Genomic DNA, 16,233 nt, shown 5'->3' with positions numbered 1-16,233 from the left:
CGTCAATCGTCGACGAGCCGTTTGAGCAGAGTGACGGCGGCGGCGAGCTCGTCCTGCTCCCGCAATGAAAGCCGTGTCGAAATGGTACGCGAGAGCCAATCCTGCCGGGCTGCACGACCGACCCGGATCCGGTCGCGGCACGCCTTGGTCAGCGACAGAATGGTTTGACGGCCGTCTTCCGGATCGGGGGCGCCGCTGACCAGGCCCGCGTCCAGCAGAGCGGCGACCGCGGTGCTCATCGACTGCGGTCGCATCTTTTCCGATCGCGCCAGGCCCGACACCGTGGCAGGGCCGTCTTTTTCCAGGCGCAGCAGGACGGACACCTGGGACGGCGTCAGCTCCTCCGGGCCGGTCTGCTCCCGAAGCCGCCGCTTCAGCTTTCCGACCAGCGAACGGAGGTCTTCTGCAAGCGCGCCGGCGCGCGCGGACGGTCGTTGGTCCGAGGAATTGATCATGATAAATCAAGTATAGATATACAGTTTATCTGTAAAGATTAGCTGAGCAGGGCATCTGAACAAAAAGACGTGAGAACGGAGTCCGATGGCCCCGATGCCCGCATGGAGAGGTTGTGCGTGACAGCGCGCGTAGCGGGATGATTGTGCGACAAGGCGTCGCGCTGCTGCGGTCATGCTGAGGATATCGCGTCATCGATGACGCGTGGTCGGCATGGACAATGTGCAGACGTACCCATTTCGCGTGTCTTCCAAATCCAGCGCGGCGATTCCTGCTCATGAAAGCATCGCAAGCTGCGTCATCGCATCGCCATGTGATCGCTGCCGCTCTTAGAACGATTCAACACTAGAGCGATTCAAGTCGTCGCCATGTTCTCTTCATTCGCCGCGGCTGATAGATGCGCCAACTTCAATGCTGTGACTTGGAAGTGAATCGAAAGTGCATGCTCCTGTGGATGGCCCCCGCGTCAGTGGTCATCGAAATCGCGCCGGCAAGAGCCGCGCTAGCCTTCTCATCGGAGCGGCCGCGCTGCTCGCCGGATATCCCTTCGACACCACCAATGCGCAGGCGCAAACGGCGCTGCCGCCGGTGAATGTGGATGCGCCGACGCAGCGGCCAAAGCCGGCGCGCGCTTCGGAGCAGTCGCAACGGCGGACACAGGCAGTCGCACGCCGCAGCCCGACCGCCGGTCCGCCCGCAGCGCCGACGCCGTCCGAACGCGCGGCGAACGAAGCCGCCGCACAACAAGCCGCAAAACTCGGCTATCGCGCGATGCCGAGCGCGAGCACGCTGCGCTCGGGCGCGTCGCCGCTCGACACCTCACAATCCGTCAACGTCGTGCCCGCGCAGGTTCTGAAGGACCAGCTGCCGCGCAACATCGACGATGCGCTGGTCAACATCAGCGGCATCACCCAAACCAACACGCTCGCCGGCACCCAGGACGCCGTGATCCGCCGCGGTTTCGGCGACAATCGCGACGGTTCGATCATGCGCAACGGCATGCCGCTGGTGCAGGGCCGCAGCCTGAACGCCGCAGTCGACAGCGTGGAAGTGCTGAAGGGGCCGGCCTCGCTGCTCTACGGCATCATGGATCCCGGCGGCATCGTCAACACGATCAGCAAGCGCCCGGAGCTCTATCAGCATGGCTCGGTCACGCTGCTCGGCTCGACCTACGCGAACAACCGCAACGGCGCCGACGGCACGCTCGACGTCACCGGTCCGATCGGCGACGGCGGTCTGGCCTATCGCTTCATCGGCTATGGTGTCGGCGAGGACTATTGGCGCAATTTCGGCCGGCACCGGGAAATGCTCGTCAACCCGTCGCTCGCCTGGTACGGCGAGACCACGACGGTTCAGCTCACCTATGAGCATCGGGAATTCATCTATCCGTTCGACCGCGGCACCGCCTTCGTCAACGGTGCGCCGTTGGCGATCCCTGCGACGCGCCGGCTCGACGAGCCCTTCAACAACATGTGGGGCAGGTCGGATCTGGTGCAGGGCTCGATCGAGCAGAAGCTCAGCGACAATTGGAAGGTCACGGCAGCGTACAGCTACAACACCGAGACCTACAGCGCCAACCAGCTTCGCATCACCGGCGTCAACGCCACCACCGGCGTGGAGACCCGCAGCAACGACGGCACCCAGAACTCGCTGAGCAACGCCAGCTACGGCACCTCCTATATGCAGGGTGACGTCTGGGTCGGCGGTTTCCGCAACGAGATCCTGTTCGGCGGCGAGGCGCTGTATCGCACCATCGATCGTCGCGACCTGATTCGCCAGGCGACCCCGAGCTTCAATTTCTACAATCCGGTCTACGGACTGGTCATACCGGGCACGACCGTCTCGGCAACCGACAGCGAGCAGACCGACAAGCTCGGCACCCGCGGGTTCTTCGCCCAGGACACGTTCCATCTGACGAACTGGCTGTCCGTGGTCGGCGGCGTGCGCTGGATGCAATACGAGCAGCTCGCCGGCAAAGGCCGGCCTCTGTTCGTGACCAACACCAATCTGGCGGGCGACAAGGTGCTCCCGCTCGGCGGCGTCATCGTCAAGCTGAGCGACGAGCTCTCCTATTACGTCAGCTATACGCAGTCGCTAAAGCCGACATCGGTCATCGCGGCATTCACCTCGGGTTTCGTCGTCGACTCGACCATTGCGCCTGAAGAGGGAACGCAGTGGGAGACTGGCCTGAAGTTCGACGTCAACAAGCGGCTGTCGGGCACCCTGGCGGTCTACGACATCCAGAAGAAGAACGTGCTGGTGCTGGATGATATCGGCGGCGGCAAGTCGGCGGCGCGCGCCTCCGGCGCAGCCCGGTCGCGCGGTGTCGAATTGGACGTCACCGGCAGGCTGACCGACGAATGGAGCATGATCGGAAGCTATGGCTATACCGACGCCCGGCTGATCAACGACCCCACCGTCGGCAACGCCAAGCTGCTGAACGCTGCGATGAACACGGCGTCGCTCTATCTTGTCTACGATTTCGGCGACCGGCTGCCCGGTCGTCTGCGGCTCGGCGGCGGCGCGCATTATGTCGGCGACCGGCCGGGCGATTCCGCCAACACGTTCTTCATGCCGGCCTATACCGTCGCGGACATCTTTGCGACCTACGACACCAAAATCGACAAAGTGCCTGTGACCTATCAGTTCAACGTCAAGAACCTGTTCGACAAGGTCTACTACACCTCCACCACCGGGAACGCCCTGGCCGTTGCGATGGGTGATGGCCGACGCATTTCGCTGTCGGCCACGGTGAAGTTCTAGCGATGGACGCGCGGCGCAAAGCCATCGCGGTCCTGATCGCCCTGGCGTCTGCCTGCCTTGCGGCCACCGGTGCGAGTCGCGCCGAGGAGATCACGCTGTATTCGACCAGGGAGGCTGCCCTGGTTGCGCCCGTCGCCGCGGCCTTCACGGAAGCGAGCGGCATCAGGGTGAAAATCGTCTTCGTCGAGGACAGTCTCGTCAAGCGCCTGGCGTCGGAAGGCGAGGCATCGCCCGCCGACGTCCTGCTGACGATCGGACTGGATAAGACCACCCAGCTTGCCACGGGCGGCCGGACACAGGCTTTCACGTCGCCGCGTCTCGAACAGGCCGTTCCGGCCAATCTTCGCGGAGGCAATTCGCAGTGGATCGCCCTTGCGATCCGCCCGCGCGTCGTGATGGCGCGCAACGACAGTGCAATCACGGCGATCGACTATGAAGACCTCGCGGGTTCGCAATGGCGCGGAAAGCTCTGCATGCGTTCACCGCTGCATCAGAACAATGTCGCGCTTGTCGCCGCCTATCTCGTTCATCATGGCGAAGCGGCGACCGAGGCCTGGCTCGCCGGTCTGAAGGCCAATCTCGCCCACAAGCCTGATGGCAAGGACAACGATGTGATCCGCGAAATCGCACAAGGGACGTGCGAGATCGGTATCGGCAACACCGTGGCATTGGCGCAATTGCGTGACGGACGGGAAGGGGCCGACTGGCGCGCCTGGGCGATGGCGGTCAAGGCGGTTCCGACCGTCTTCAAGGGCGGCGGTACGCATGTGAACCTTACCAGTGCGGCCATCGCGAAACATGCGCCGCACTTCGCCGGCGCGCAGAAATTCCTGGAGTTTCTGGTCACGCCGCCGGCACAGCGGATGTTTGCAGCCGCCGAGCTCGAATACCCCGCGCTGGCCACGGCAGAGCGCGCGGCGATCGTTGCCGAAATGGGCGCTTTCACCGCCGATGCGCTGCCGATCGACGAGATCGGCCGGGCCCAGCAAGCCGCCATCGCGCTCATCAGGAAGGCGGGCTTCGATGAGTAGGCTCGGGCACAAGATCAAGGTGTCGCTGCTCCAGGTCCATTCCATTGCCGGCCTCGTGCTCGCGCTGCTGCTCTCCCTGATCGCGCTGACTGGCGTGATCATGAGCTTTGAGGACGAGATCGTCGACCATCTGAATGCCGGTATCATGCAGGTCCTGCCACGGACGACGCCGGCGCTGCTGCCGGATGAGCTGGTGGCGCGGCTGAAGGCGGTGCCGGATGCCGGCAAGGTTGCGGCCATCATGCTGTCGAGCGATCCGTCGGCGGCCGTACATGTCCGCTTTGCTCGTGACGAGCAGGGCGCGCGGCCGTCCTCGCTCTATGTCGATCCCTATGACGGCCACGTGCTCGGTGTTCCGCGCGGCGAGGAGTTCTTCGCAACGGTGCGCAGCCTGCATCGCTGGTTGCTTATTCCCGGCGACTCCAAAGGCTGGGGGCGCCAGATCACCGGCGTTGCCGCGCTGGGCCTGATCGTGATGCTGATCTCGGGCCTCGTACTGCGCTGGCCGCGCCGGACAAGCAGCGTGAAGATGTGGCTGAAGCCTAATCTCGGGCTGAGTGGCCGCGGCCTGCATCGTTCGTTGCACGCCGTCATCGGCACCTGGGTTCTGCCGGTCTATCTCGTAATGACCCTGACCGGGCTCTGGTACTCGTTCGATTGGTACAAGGACGGCGTGGTCTGGCTGCTGTCGCGCCCGCATGTGGCGGCGGCGAAGATGCAGCCGAAGCAATCGCGTCCAACCGGCCGTCCCGAGCCGGCTCAGCCGCTCGGGTTCGATCGCGCATGGACCACCCTCCAGCATGAGGAGAGCGGCGGTTTCGCCAGGGCTCAGCTGACGCTTCCTGCCGGCCCGGGTACGGTGATGCGGATCCGGTCGTGGCCGAAGGACTCCACGCTCGAGTCCATGCGCGATGAGTTTCGCATCGATGCAGTTACCGGTCAGGTCGTCTCCGCGGAGCGCTATGCCGACAAGACGCTTGGCGAGAAGGCTATCGCGGGCGTGCTCGACATTCACCGCGGCGCGGTCCTGGGCTGGCCGGGCAAGCTTGCGTTCATGATCGCCGCGGCCTTGATGCCGCTGTTTGCGATCACCGGCGTGCTCTTGTACCTGTCGCGCCGCAAGCTGCGGCGTCCGGCGCAGCCACCGCTCGGGCAGCTCGTTCCCGGCGAGTGAACGGACGCGAAGGCTAGCCAAGCCCGCCGCAATCGTTCAAAAGCCCATGGCCTGTCCTCTGCTGTAGGTTCACGCCATGAAGCTTTCGACCGTCACCCCCGCCGATATCCGCCGCGCGCTGCTGTTGCGCGAGGAGATCGCGCTGCTCGATCTCAGGCACGAGGCCGCCTTCGCCACCGGCCATCCGCTGTTCGCGGCCAATATGGCCGTGGACCGGATCGCGATCGAGGCCGCGGTGCGGCTGCCGCGCAAGGATGTGCCGGTCGTGCTCTTCGACGACGGCGAGGGGCTGGTCGCGGCAGGCGCGGAACGCCTCGCGGCGCTTGGCTACCGCAATGTCCGTGCGCTCGATGGCGGGCTGAAGGCCTGGCGCGCGGCGGGCTATGAGGTGTTCGAAGACGTCAATTCCTATTCAAAGGCGTTCGGCGAGCTGGTCGAGGCGCGCCGCCACACACCTTCGTTCAGCGCCGACGAAGTGGCAAAACTGATCGCGGACAAGGCCAATATCGCCATCCTCGACGTCCGCCGCTTCGACGAATATGCCACCATGAACATTCCAGGCTCGGTCAGCGTGCCCGGCGCGGAACTGGTGCTGCGGGCCGGGCAGGCCGCGCCCGATCCCGACACCACCATCATCGTCAATTGCGCCGGCCGCACCCGCTCGATCATCGGCACCCAATCGCTGATCAACGCCGGCGTGCCCAACAAGGTGCGGGCGCTGCGCAATGGTACGATCGGCTGGACATTGGCGCGGCAAACGCTCAACCACGGCGCTGACCGGCGCGGTGCGATCGGGTCGTTCGAGGGCGGTCCGGCGAATGCCCGCGACGTCGCCTATCGCGCCGGCGTCCGCCATGTCGGCGTGAACGAGATGGCAGCGCTGGTCGCTGAGACCGGCCGCACGCTCTATCGCTTCGACGTGCGCGACGCTGAGGAATATGCGGCCGGTCATCTCCCGGGCTTCCGCCACTATCCCGGCGGCCAGCTCGTGCAGGAGACCGACATGGCCGCGCCGGTGCGCGGCGCGCGCATCCTCCTGAGCGACGACAAGGGCGTGCGCGCCGACATGACGGCCTCGTGGCTCGCGCAGATGGGCTGGGAGGTCTATGTGCTGGAAGGCGGCTATGCCGGCACGCTCGAGGTCAGCCCGCCGCTCGTGCTGCCGAAGCCCGATCCCGCGCATCGCTACCGCCGCCCCTATGAGGGCACTGACATCGCCGAGCGCGCGATGCAGGCCTATCTCGACTGGGAATACGGCCTGGTCGACCAACTCCGCCGCGACGGCACGCACGGGTTTTATGTGATCTGAAGCCAAGCGGCGCTGCTACTTGCCGTGCAATCGATCTGTCTCCGTCACCTTGAGGTGGCCGCTTCGGCGAGCCTCGAAGGGCGACGGTCCGGATGCATCGGGGCCGGTGGGGCCACGGCATCTACCGCCACGCCATCTTCTCCCCATATCCAAACCCTATTGTGCTGTGCGTCGTCCGCGGTCTATGTGCTCAGGCAAAGCCGCCATTCATGGAGATTCTATGCCATCCCCAGGCCAAAGCCCTGAGCGGAGCGCGAAGGCGCTGCTGCTTGAAGGTGTCAACGACAGTGCCGTGGATCTGTTCAAGAGCGCGGGCTTCACCAATGTCGAGCGCTTGACCAAGGCGCTGGACGGTGAGGCGCTGCGACAGGCGCTCAAGGGCGTGTCGCTGCTCGGCATCCGCTCCCGCACCCAGATCACCGACGAGGTGCTGGAGGCCGCCGATGGCCTGCTCGCGGTCGGCTGCTTCAGCGTCGGCACCAACCAGGTCGATCTCATGGCAGCCCGCAAGCGCGGCATCCCGGTGTTCAACGCGCCGTTCTCCAACACGCGCAGCGTCGCCGAGCTTGTGATCGGCGAGATCGTGATGCTGCTGCGGCAGATCTTTCCGCGCTCGGTGTCGGCCCATGAGGGCGGCTGGGACAAATCCGCGACCGGCAGCCGCGAGGTGCGCGGCCGCACGCTCGGCATCATCGGCTACGGCAATATCGGCTCGCAGCTCTCGACGCTCGCGGAAGCGATGGGCATGCGGGTGATCTACTATGACCGGACCGACAAGCTCCGCCATGGCAACACCGAGCCGGTCGAGAAGCTGGAAGAGCTGCTGGCGCAGAGCGACGTCGTCAGCCTGCACGTGCCGGAGACGCCCGAGACATCAGGCATGATCGGCGAGAGGGAGCTGCGGGCAATGAAGCCGGGCTCGTTCCTGATCAACAACAGCCGCGGCACCGTGGTCGATCTCGATGCGCTCGCGGGCGCGCTGCGTGACGGACACATTGCGGGCGCCGCCATCGACGTATTCCCGGTCGAGCCGTCCTCGAATTCGGAGCGCTTCAAGAGCCCGATGCAGGGCCTCGGCAACGTCATCCTCACGCCGCATGTCGGTGGCTCGACCGAGGAGGCGCAGGAGCGCATCGGCGGCGAGGTCGCGCGCAAGCTGGTCGATTATTTCATCACGGGATCGACCATGGGCGCGGTGAATTTCCCGGAGGTGCAGCTGCATTTGCGTCCCTCCGGCGTGCGCTTCAGCCACGTCCATCGCAACGTGCCGGGCATGCTGCGCCGGCTGAACGAGGTCTTCCTCCAGCGCGACATCAACATAGCCGCACAATATCTGGAGACCGCGGGCGACCTCGGCTACGTCGTGCTGGACGCCGATCTCGGCGGCGAGGATTCAGGCGCGCTGCTGGCGCAGATCCGTGCGCTCGAAGGCACGGTCGGCGCAAGGCTGATATTCGAGCACTAGGCGGCCGTCACGTTCCGGTTGCATTGCGCGGCCTAAGCTCTCTAGACTGCTGTCGTCTTCGGCGTACGGTAAATCGCGTCGAATTTGAGCTTCAGTTGTGTGAGTATCCGCATGGAACGGGACGCCGTACTGATTGATCTCGCGCTTCAGGGCGGCGGTTCGCATGGCGCCTTCTCCTGGGGTGTGCTTGACCGTCTGCTGGAGGAAAAGTGGCTCACGATCGCCGCGATCTCCGGAACCTCCGCGGGCGCGATGAATGCGGCGGTGCTCGCGGATGGCTGGACGGCCGGCGGCGCCGAAGGCGCGCGTGATGCGCTGGAACGATATTGGCGCCGTGTCTCGAAGGCGGCGGCCTTCAGCCCGCTGCAGCGCTCGCCGCTCGATCGGCTGATGGGGCGCTGGACGCTCGATACGTCGCCCTTCTACATCCTGACCGACCTGATGTCGCGGGTGCTGTCGCCCTACGATCTCAATCCGACCGGCTACAATCCGCTGCGCGCGGTGCTGGCCGAGAGCATCGATTTCGAGCGGCTCGCGCGCTCGCCGATCCAGCTCTTCATCACCGCGACGCGCGTGCGCACCGGCCGTGGACGGATCTTTCGCAACGCCGAGATCACAGCCGACGTGCTGCTGGCGTCGGCCTGTCTGCCGACCATGTTCCGTGCGATCGAGATCGACGGCGAGCCGTATTGGGACGGCGGCTATGCCGGCAACCCGACCATCACGCCGCTGGTCCGCGAGAGCGACGCGCACGACACCATCCTCGTCCAGATCAATCCGACCGAGCGATTGGAGGAGCCGCGGACCGCCGCGGAGATCCTCAACCGTCTCAACGAAATCTCCTTCAACTCGCCGCTGATGAAGGAGCTACGGATGATCGCGCTGCTGCGGCAGGCGGCTGATCCCGGCAGCGGCGAGGGCGCGCGCTGGGCGAAAATGCGGACGCATCGGATCAAGAGCGACATGCTGGCGAAGTTCGGCGCCTCGTCAAAGCTCAATGCGGAATGGGAGTTCATCTCGATGCTGCGCGCCGAAGGGCGCATTGCCGCGGAGGCGTTCCTCGCCCAACACGGCTCCGATATCGGCCGGCAATCGACCGCCGATCTCGATGTCCTCCTGGCGGAGTGCTGAGGCATGGGGCTTCTTGGCCTCTTCGTCGGGCTCGGCCTGCTCGTCCTGTTTGCCTTTCGCGGCTGGAGCGTGCTGCTGCTCGCGCCGCTCGCCGCGCTCGTTGCCGCGCTGTTTGGCGGCGAGCCGCTGCTGGCGAATCTGACTCAGGTTTTCATGGTGAATGCCGCGGGATTTCTGGCGCAGTTCTTCCCGATCTTCCTGCTCGGCGCCGTCTTCGGCAAGCTGATGGACGACAGTGGGGCGGTCACGTCGGTGGCTGCCTTCATGGCGCAGCGTCTCGGCGAGCGGCGTGTGATCCTCGCGGTGGTGCTGGCCGGTGCGCTGGTCACCTATGGCGGCGTCAGCCTGTTCGTCGCGTTCTTCGTCATCGTGCCGATGGCCCGTTCGCTGTTTCGAGCCGCTGCAATTCCGCGCCGGCTGATTCCGGCCGCGATCGTGCTGGGCACATCGACCTTCACCATGTCGGCCCTGCCGGGTACGCCGTCGATCCAGAATGCGATCCCGATGCCGTTCTTTGGCACGACGCCCTTTGCCGCTCCGGGCCTCGGGATCATCGCATCGCTCGTCATGCTCGGTACGGGATTGTGGTGGCTGCATCGCGCCGAGGCCAAGGCCCGGCGCGCCGGGGAGGGCTATGGTGACGACGTCGAGGATGCGACCGAGCGCGCGGCATCCGACGAGCTCGTGCGCGAACGCGCGACGACGGCACGCGAGTTCGATCCGGCGGAATTGCAGCATGGCCGTCGCACCGATCAACCGTCACCGGTCCTGAGCGCCGTCCTGCCGTTGATCGTCGTCGTGGCCGTCAATCTCGTGATGTCCCTCGTGGTGCTGCCGCGGCTCGATGTCGCCTATCTGGCTGAGGAGCGCTTCGGCAGCACGTCGCTTGCTGCCGTCGCGGGTGTGTGGTCGGTCGTGGTCGCCTTGACTGCCGCGATCGTCACAACCATCGCGCTGAACTGGACGCGCCTGCCGGCATTGCGGCAGACCATGGATGCCGGGGCCAATGCGTCGGTGCTGCCGGCGTTCAGCGTCGCCAGCCTCGTCGGATTCGGTGCGGTCGTCGCTTCGCTGCCGGCTTTCGCGCTGGTGCGCGAATGGGTGCTCGCGATCGAAGGTGGGCCGCTGGTGTCGTTGGCGGTCGCGACCAACATCCTCGCGGCGCTGACCGGCTCGGCATCGGGCGGCCTGACGATCGCGCTCGATGCGCTCGGCCAGACCTATGTCGAGCTCGCCGCGCGCACCGGCATCGACCTTGCGTTGATGCACCGCGTGGCGGTGATCGGTTCGGGGACGCTGGATATCCTGCCGCATAATGGCGCGGTGGTCAGCCTGCTCGCGATCTGCGGCCTGACCCATCGCGACAGCTATCTTGATATCGTGATGGTGGGCATCGTGACGTCGCTGCTCGCGCTGGTGGCCGTGATTGCGCTCGGTAGCGCCTTTGGATCGTTCTGAAGCGATTGACGCAGCGACGAAGGTTGCATTCAATGCGGCCAACCGCAGAACGCAAAAACCGAGAAAGCCGGGTGGAAACAATGAGGTTTACAAGGGCAAGACTGTGCGCATGGCTGGTGGGGACGGCGGCAGCGCTGGGCGCGACCGGCGCGTTGGCGGCGACACTGGCCGAGGATGCGGATACCGTCTGCAAGGGCCTCGCCGGCGGCACCGATGCCGTCAAGATCGACACCGCGACGTTGCAGACAGCGTCTCAGCTCGCCGTCGCCGAACGCGGACCGACGCCGTCGGGACGCATCACGCCGGCCAATCCTGTCTTCTGCAAGGTGCTCGGTCATATCGAGCCCGTGGACCCCAAGGCGCCGCCGGTCAAATTCCAGGTCAATCTGCCGGTCGAATGGAACGGGCGCTCGGTGCAATATGGCGGCGGCGGTTTCAACGGCGTGCTGATCACCGGCCTCGGCCTGCCGCCGGCCTATCCCTTCGACAAGCCGTCGCCACTTGCGCGCGGCTTCGTCACCTACGGCACCGATTCCGGCCATGAGTCCAAGCCGGGCGAGCCGCCGCAGCTGTTCGCGCTGAACGACGAAGCATTCGAGAATTTTGCCCACCGCGCCTACAAGAAGGTGCGCGACGCCGCGGTCGCGCTGATGCAGCGCGCGTACGGCAAGAAGCCGGACAAGATGTACTTCATGGGTTCGTCCGAAGGCGGCCGCGAAGCCCTGACCATGGCGCAGCGCTATCCCGACGATTTCGACGGGATCTTTGCGCGCGTGCCCGTCATCAACTGGGTCGGCTTGCAGCATGCGGGCACCCGCTCCGGCCTCGTCACCATGGGCGAGGGCTGGATCAATCCGGCGCAGGTCAAGCTCGTAGGCGATGCCGTGCGAGCGGCCTGCGACAAGGCGGACGGATCCGACGATGCGCTGGTGCAGGACCCCGTGGGTTGCAAGGCGGCGTTCAAGGTCGAGAGCTTGCGTTGCACTGATGGCAAGAGCGGCGATCAATGCCTCACCGACGCGCAGATCAAGGCGGTCGACACGCTGCATGCCACCTACAAATTCCCGTTCACGCTCGCCAATGGTCTCGACGACTATCCAGGCTGGGGCGTGTCGGGTGAGGACACGCCGGCGATCGGGCCGACTGGCGGCTGGATGGCGTGGTGGCTCGGCGCCGCGCCGCCGGCGCAGCCGCCCGCGCCCAATAACGGTATCGCCTGGATCTATGGTGCCGGCGGCATTCAATTCGTGTTCGCGCGGGATCCGAAGCTCGACGTCACCACCTACAAGGTGGAGGACCACAAGGCGCGGCTGCTCGAGGTCTCGAGCCTGATGGATTCGACCGATCCCGATCTCAGCCGCTTCCGCGCCCGCGGCGGCCGGCTGATCATGCTCGAGCACATGGCGGACTACGCGCAGAGCCCCTATGCCGGCATCCGCTATTTCGAGAGCGTGGAGCGCAAGCTCGGCAACGCCGAGACCGCGGAATTCGCGCGGCTCTACACCGCGCCCGGCGTCGATCATGTCGGCTCCGGTGCGCCCGCCAATGTCGATATGCTGACCGCGCTGGTTGACTGGGTCGAGAAGGGCACGGCGCCCGGCGATCTCGAAGTCACCGAGCAGAAGGTCGAGGCGCCGTCATTCGCGACGCTCCGCGCGATGCCGCTGTGTCGCTGGCCGGGCTGGCCGCATTACAAGAGCGGTGCGGTGACGGAGGCGTCGAGCTTCACCTGCGCGCCGTGACATTCCAGCGTCATGGCCGGGCTTGTCCCGGCCATCCACGCATTTCCCCAGAGTACCAAGAACGTGGATGCCCGGGACGAGGCCCGGGCATGACGACCTCTGCGAATACTCAATGCGCGCCGCCCCCGCCGGCTGCCTTCACCCGGCGCGTCAGCAGCACCGCGATCGCGGCGAGGACCAGCACCACGCCGATCACCGCAAACGTGTCGGAGAAGCCCATCACCAGCGCCTGGCGTTTCACCGTCTTGCCGAGTGCGATGATGGCCTGCTCGCGCGCGGCGTTGGGGTCGGGCACGCCATGGGCGATGAAGTAATCTGTCGTCTGTGCGATGCGGGTGCGGACTTCCTCGCGGCCGAGCGTGACGGAGTGGCCGATGATGTTCGAGTGGAACTGCTCGCGTTTGGTGACGATGGTCGCCAGCACCGCGGTGCCGATGGCGCCGCCGAGGTTGCGCATCATGTTGGAGATGCCGGAGGCGGCGGGCGCGTCCTGCGGCGCGACGCTGCCGAGGCTGAGCGCGGAGATCGGCGCCAGCGTCAGCGCCTGGCCGACGGCGCGCACGATGTTGGGCACCAGCAACTGATCGCCTGAATAGTCGAGCGACATCTGGATGTTCATGAACGAGCTCGCGGCGAACAGCAGCAGGCCGACGGCGGCGATATAGCGAATATCGAACCGCTGCATCAGTTTCGGCACCAGCGGAATCAGCAGCAGCTGCGGCAGGCCGGTCCAGGCCAGCACGTTGCCGATCTGCTCGGCATTGTAGCCCTGCACCTGGCCAAGATAGGCGGGCAGAAGATACACCGAGCCAAACAGCGCGAAACCAAGGAAGATCGAGGCGAAAGTGCCGATGCCGAAATTCCACTGCGTCAGCAGGCGCAGACGCAGCAGCGGCTTGTCGACTACCAGCTCATTATAGATGAACAGCGACAGGCTGATCGCAGAGATGATCGCAAGCCGCACGATGAAGGGCGAGCCGAACCAGTCGTCCTTGTTGCCTTCTTCCAGCACGGCCTGCAGCGATGCCAGGCCGACTGCCATGGTCGCGATGCCGAACCAGTCGCCTTCGCGCAACAATCCCAGATTCAGCGGCTGGCGCTCCAGCGTGAAGAACAGCGTGGTCACCATGACCGCAGTGGGCAGCACGTTGACGAAGAAGATGGTCTGCCAGCCGTAGTTCTCGGTGAGATAGCCGCCGATGGTCGGCCCGATCGCGGGCGCAAAGGTCACCGCGAGCGAGAACATCGCCAGCCCGATCGGCTGCTGGCCCTTCGGCAGCTTGGTGAAGACCAGCGTGAAGGCCATCGGGATCAGCACGCCGCCGAAGAAGCCCTGGAAGCCGCGCATGGCAATCATCGACGGCAGATCGTGGGTGAAGGCGCAGGCAACCGAGAACGCTGCAAACAGCGTCGCGAAGCTCAGCATGATGTTCCGGAACGAGAACACCCGCGACAGATAGTCGGTCAGCGGAATCACGATGATCTCGCCGATCAGATATGACGTCGAGATCCAGGATCCGTTGTCGACACCGGTGCCGATGCCGCCCTCGATGTTGAGCAGCGAGGCGTTGGTGATCTGGATGTTCAGGATCGCCATGAAGGCGCCGATCATCGCCGCGAAGACGGCGATCCAGACCGTGGCGCTGGCCCGATTGGGATCGGCTGCGACGCGCTCAGGCGTCGCGGCCGATGTTGCGGGCGTCGAGATTGAGAGGCTGTTTGACATGGCACGACCCTCCGGAAACAAGCTTCGCTTTAGGCGTCGTTGCCGCTTGCGCGGTCGGCGCTGAACGGGTTGCGATCGTCGGGATTACGGACATTCCGGGCCGCAGCTCGATCGCAGGCGCGGTCTCGGCATCCAGCGCGATCTTCACGGGGATGCGCTGCACGATCTTGGTGAAATTGCCGGTGGCGTTATCAGGCGGCAGCAGGGCGAACTCCTGGCCGCTGGCCGGTGCGATGGAATCGACGTGGCCATGCACCACCTGGCCCGGGAACGTATCGACCTCGATCTCGACCTCTTGTCCCGCACGGACGTGGGTGAGCTGGGTCTCCTTGAAATTGGCCACCACATAGGCGCCTTCGGCGGGCACGATCGACATCAGCTGCGTGCCGGCCTGCACGAACTGGCCGACGCGGAGCGTGCGATTGCCGATGACGCCGTCGATCGGCGCGACGATCGTGGTGTAGCCGAGATTGAGCTCGGCCTGATGCTGAAGCGCAGCGGCACGGGCGGCCGCTGCGTTGGCTTGCACGATCTCAGCCTTGAGCAACTCGACCTGCTTGAGGGCGGAGGCAAGATTGGCGGTGTCGCGCTGGATCGCGGCCTCGGCTCCGGCGTTGCGCGATTGCGCCTGCTGCGCGTTCTGCACGCTGCCATAGCCCGTCGCGGCGAGATCGGTGTAACGCTTGTTCTCCTGCTGCGCGAAGGTCTTTGCGGCAGTGTCGACATCGATGGTCGCCTTGGCTGCGGCGATCACCGCATCCTGAACATCGAGCTGCGCCTGCTTGCTTGTGATCGTCGCGTTCGCGGCGGCGACATCGGCTTTGGCCTGGTCGAGCGCGACGCGGAAGTCGCGGTCGTCGATCCGGGCCAGAACCTGGCCTGCCTTCACATGCTCGTTATCGCCGACCACGACCCGGTCGAGATAGCCAGTGACCTTCGGCGCGATGGTGGTGTTGTCGGCCTTCACATAGGCGTCATCGGTGGAGACGAGGAAGCGGCCGACGGTCCAGTAATCGTAGCCATACCAGCCGGCACCGGCGAGGGCTGCGGCTGCCACTCCCGCCAGCAACAGCTTGCGAAGGTTCAGCTTTAGGCGCGGAGCGGGGGCTGGCGCGGCGGGCAAGATGCCCTCGGGCGCGGTGGTTGGAACCACCGCGGCTTCGGACTTGGTTGGGTTGGTGTGGACGGTCATAGCCGCCTCCCTGAATTAGGAAACTTGACGATTTCCAAAATAGGACTAGCTTTGGGATAGTCAATGGAATGACAGGCATCATCTAAAAACATGGCTCGGGCAAAACCGTCATCAGAATGCCGTCCGCGCGGACGGCCGCCGGTACGCAGTGACGAGGAGACGAAGCGAATCGTCATCGAGGCGGCACGGCACGCCTTCGCCGTCGACGGCTATGCCGCAACCAGCACCGAGGAGCTGGCGCGCGGCGCCGGCATTTCCACCAAGACGCTCTATCGGTTGTTTCCGGGCAAGGCGGCGCTGTTCGAGGCGATGTGCGCAGACCGGCTCGAGCGGTTGCTCTCCGACGTCAATCTGCAGGCTAACAATCAGGCCGACATCGAAACGAGTCTGGCTGCCGTGCTGGTCGCCTGCGCCGACCTCGCGCTCGATCCCGAGGTCGTGGCGTTGCAGCGCATGGTGCTGCAGCAATCGGCCACGTTCCCCGACCTTGCGGCAAATTTTTACAGGGATGGCATCGCCCGTAGCGCGGCGGCGCTCGCGGGCTGGCTCCGCGATCAGGTCAAGAAAAAGCGCATTGCAATCGATAACGCCGATGAAGCCGCCGGAATGATGATTGGCATGATGGTGTCAGCGCCGCAGCGTGCGGCGCTCTACGCAAGCCTGACACTGCCCTCGCGGGAGGAGATCGAGAGGCGGGCAGAGGTCTGCGCCGCAATTCTGCTCGACGGCTGTCGCCGGCCGTCGAGCGGTTAGCAACCGCAGGCTTTGACAATCAGCCGGGGTGCATCT

Annotated in this window: 12 protein-coding genes; 9 read left to right on the top strand and 3 right to left on the bottom strand. The window is 65.2% G+C overall.

Annotated features, from left to right (window positions below; all coding sequences use genetic code 11):
• Positions 1-2: 2 nt before the first annotated feature.
• Positions 3-455: a MarR family winged helix-turn-helix transcriptional regulator gene (locus ACLFLU_RS39035; RefSeq protein ID WP_426409934.1), complete on the bottom strand. Its 453-nt coding sequence runs from the start codon at positions 453-455 to the stop codon at positions 3-5.
• 436 nt (positions 456-891) lie between these two features.
• On the opposite strand from ACLFLU_RS39035, the gene ACLFLU_RS39030 reads away from it, so the two are divergent.
• From ACLFLU_RS39030 to ACLFLU_RS38995, 8 genes are all read left to right on the top strand, one after another.
• Positions 892-3,216, top strand: coding sequence for a TonB-dependent siderophore receptor (locus ACLFLU_RS39030; RefSeq protein WP_426409933.1), 2,325 nt, complete (start codon positions 892-894; stop codon positions 3,214-3,216).
• A gap of 2 nt (positions 3,217-3,218) precedes the next feature.
• Positions 3,219-4,247 (top strand): extracellular solute-binding protein, encoded by a 1,029-nt coding sequence (locus tag ACLFLU_RS39025; RefSeq protein WP_426409932.1) that lies wholly within the window; start codon positions 3,219-3,221, stop codon positions 4,245-4,247.
• Positions 4,240-5,421, top strand: a complete 1,182-nt coding sequence (locus ACLFLU_RS39020) for a PepSY-associated TM helix domain-containing protein (protein ID WP_426409931.1) — start codon at positions 4,240-4,242, stop codon at positions 5,419-5,421. Before ACLFLU_RS39025 ends, ACLFLU_RS39020 begins: the two co-directional genes overlap by 8 nt.
• Positions 5,422-5,497: 76 nt before the next feature.
• Positions 5,498-6,730 carry a rhodanese-like domain-containing protein gene (locus ACLFLU_RS39015; protein ID WP_426409930.1) on the top strand — a complete coding sequence of 411 codons (1,233 nt, stop codon included), beginning with the start codon at positions 5,498-5,500 and terminating at the stop codon, positions 6,728-6,730.
• Positions 6,731-6,950: 220 nt separating this feature from the next.
• Positions 6,951-8,195 (top strand): phosphoglycerate dehydrogenase, encoded by a 1,245-nt coding sequence (gene serA, locus ACLFLU_RS39010; RefSeq protein WP_426409929.1) that lies wholly within the window; start codon positions 6,951-6,953, stop codon positions 8,193-8,195.
• Between the two features lie 111 nt (positions 8,196-8,306).
• The gene (locus ACLFLU_RS39005; RefSeq protein WP_426409928.1) at positions 8,307-9,326 is read left to right on the top strand and encodes a patatin-like phospholipase family protein; all 1,020 of its coding nucleotides are present in this window, start codon (positions 8,307-8,309) and stop codon (positions 9,324-9,326) included.
• 3 nt (positions 9,327-9,329) lie between these two features.
• A complete protein-coding gene (locus ACLFLU_RS39000) occupies positions 9,330-10,784 on the top strand; it encodes a GntP family permease (RefSeq protein WP_426409927.1) in 1,455 nt (484 codons plus the stop codon).
• A gap of 80 nt (positions 10,785-10,864) precedes the next feature.
• Positions 10,865-12,526: a tannase/feruloyl esterase family alpha/beta hydrolase gene (locus ACLFLU_RS38995; RefSeq protein WP_426409926.1), complete on the top strand. Its 1,662-nt coding sequence runs from the start codon at positions 10,865-10,867 to the stop codon at positions 12,524-12,526.
• Between the two features lie 109 nt (positions 12,527-12,635).
• Here ACLFLU_RS38995 and ACLFLU_RS38990 read toward each other — a convergent pair whose 3' ends face one another.
• Both ACLFLU_RS38990 and ACLFLU_RS38985 read right to left on the bottom strand, forming a co-directional pair.
• Complete coding sequence (locus ACLFLU_RS38990; protein ID WP_426409925.1) at positions 12,636-14,252, bottom strand: MDR family MFS transporter; 1,617 nt, start codon at positions 14,250-14,252, stop codon at positions 12,636-12,638.
• Positions 14,200-15,444, bottom strand: coding sequence for an HlyD family secretion protein (locus ACLFLU_RS38985; protein ID WP_426409924.1), 1,245 nt, complete (start codon positions 15,442-15,444; stop codon positions 14,200-14,202). The genes ACLFLU_RS38990 and ACLFLU_RS38985 overlap by 53 nt, the downstream gene beginning before the upstream one ends.
• Before the next feature lie 90 nt (positions 15,445-15,534).
• On the opposite strand from ACLFLU_RS38985, the gene ACLFLU_RS38980 reads away from it, so the two are divergent.
• Entirely contained in the window at positions 15,535-16,197 is a 663-nt protein-coding gene (locus ACLFLU_RS38980; protein ID WP_426409923.1) for a TetR/AcrR family transcriptional regulator, read from the top strand.
• Positions 16,198-16,233 lie beyond the last annotated feature (36 nt).

Source organism: Bradyrhizobium ganzhouense (assembly GCF_049949285.1).
GTDB classification, from domain to species: domain Bacteria; phylum Pseudomonadota; class Alphaproteobacteria; order Rhizobiales; family Xanthobacteraceae; genus Bradyrhizobium; species Bradyrhizobium ganzhouense.
This window is presented reverse-complemented; position numbering and strand designations above follow the sequence as displayed.

Bases quoted from the DNA above. Each gene is read 5' to 3' on its own strand.
- ACLFLU_RS38995 (WP_426409926.1), top strand. From the start codon at position 10,865: ATGAGGTTTACAAGGGCAAGACTGTGCGCATGGCTGGTGGGGACGGCG.
- ACLFLU_RS38990 (WP_426409925.1), bottom strand. From the start codon at position 14,252: ATGTCAAACAGCCTCTCAATCTCGACGCCCGCAACATCGGCCGCGACG.
- ACLFLU_RS39020 (WP_426409931.1), top strand. From the start codon at position 4,240: ATGAGTAGGCTCGGGCACAAGATCAAGGTGTCGCTGCTCCAGGTCCAT.
- ACLFLU_RS39000 (WP_426409927.1), top strand. From the start codon at position 9,330: ATGGGGCTTCTTGGCCTCTTCGTCGGGCTCGGCCTGCTCGTCCTGTTT.
- ACLFLU_RS39025 (WP_426409932.1), top strand. From the start codon at position 3,219: ATGGACGCGCGGCGCAAAGCCATCGCGGTCCTGATCGCCCTGGCGTCT.
- ACLFLU_RS39015 (WP_426409930.1), top strand. From the start codon at position 5,498: ATGAAGCTTTCGACCGTCACCCCCGCCGATATCCGCCGCGCGCTGCTG.
- ACLFLU_RS38980 (WP_426409923.1), top strand. From the start codon at position 15,535: ATGGCTCGGGCAAAACCGTCATCAGAATGCCGTCCGCGCGGACGGCCG.
- ACLFLU_RS38985 (WP_426409924.1), bottom strand. From the start codon at position 15,444: ATGACCGTCCACACCAACCCAACCAAGTCCGAAGCCGCGGTGGTTCCA.
- serA (WP_426409929.1), top strand. From the start codon at position 6,951: ATGCCATCCCCAGGCCAAAGCCCTGAGCGGAGCGCGAAGGCGCTGCTG.
- ACLFLU_RS39005 (WP_426409928.1), top strand. From the start codon at position 8,307: ATGGAACGGGACGCCGTACTGATTGATCTCGCGCTTCAGGGCGGCGGT.
- ACLFLU_RS39035 (WP_426409934.1), bottom strand. From the start codon at position 455: ATGATCAATTCCTCGGACCAACGACCGTCCGCGCGCGCCGGCGCGCTT.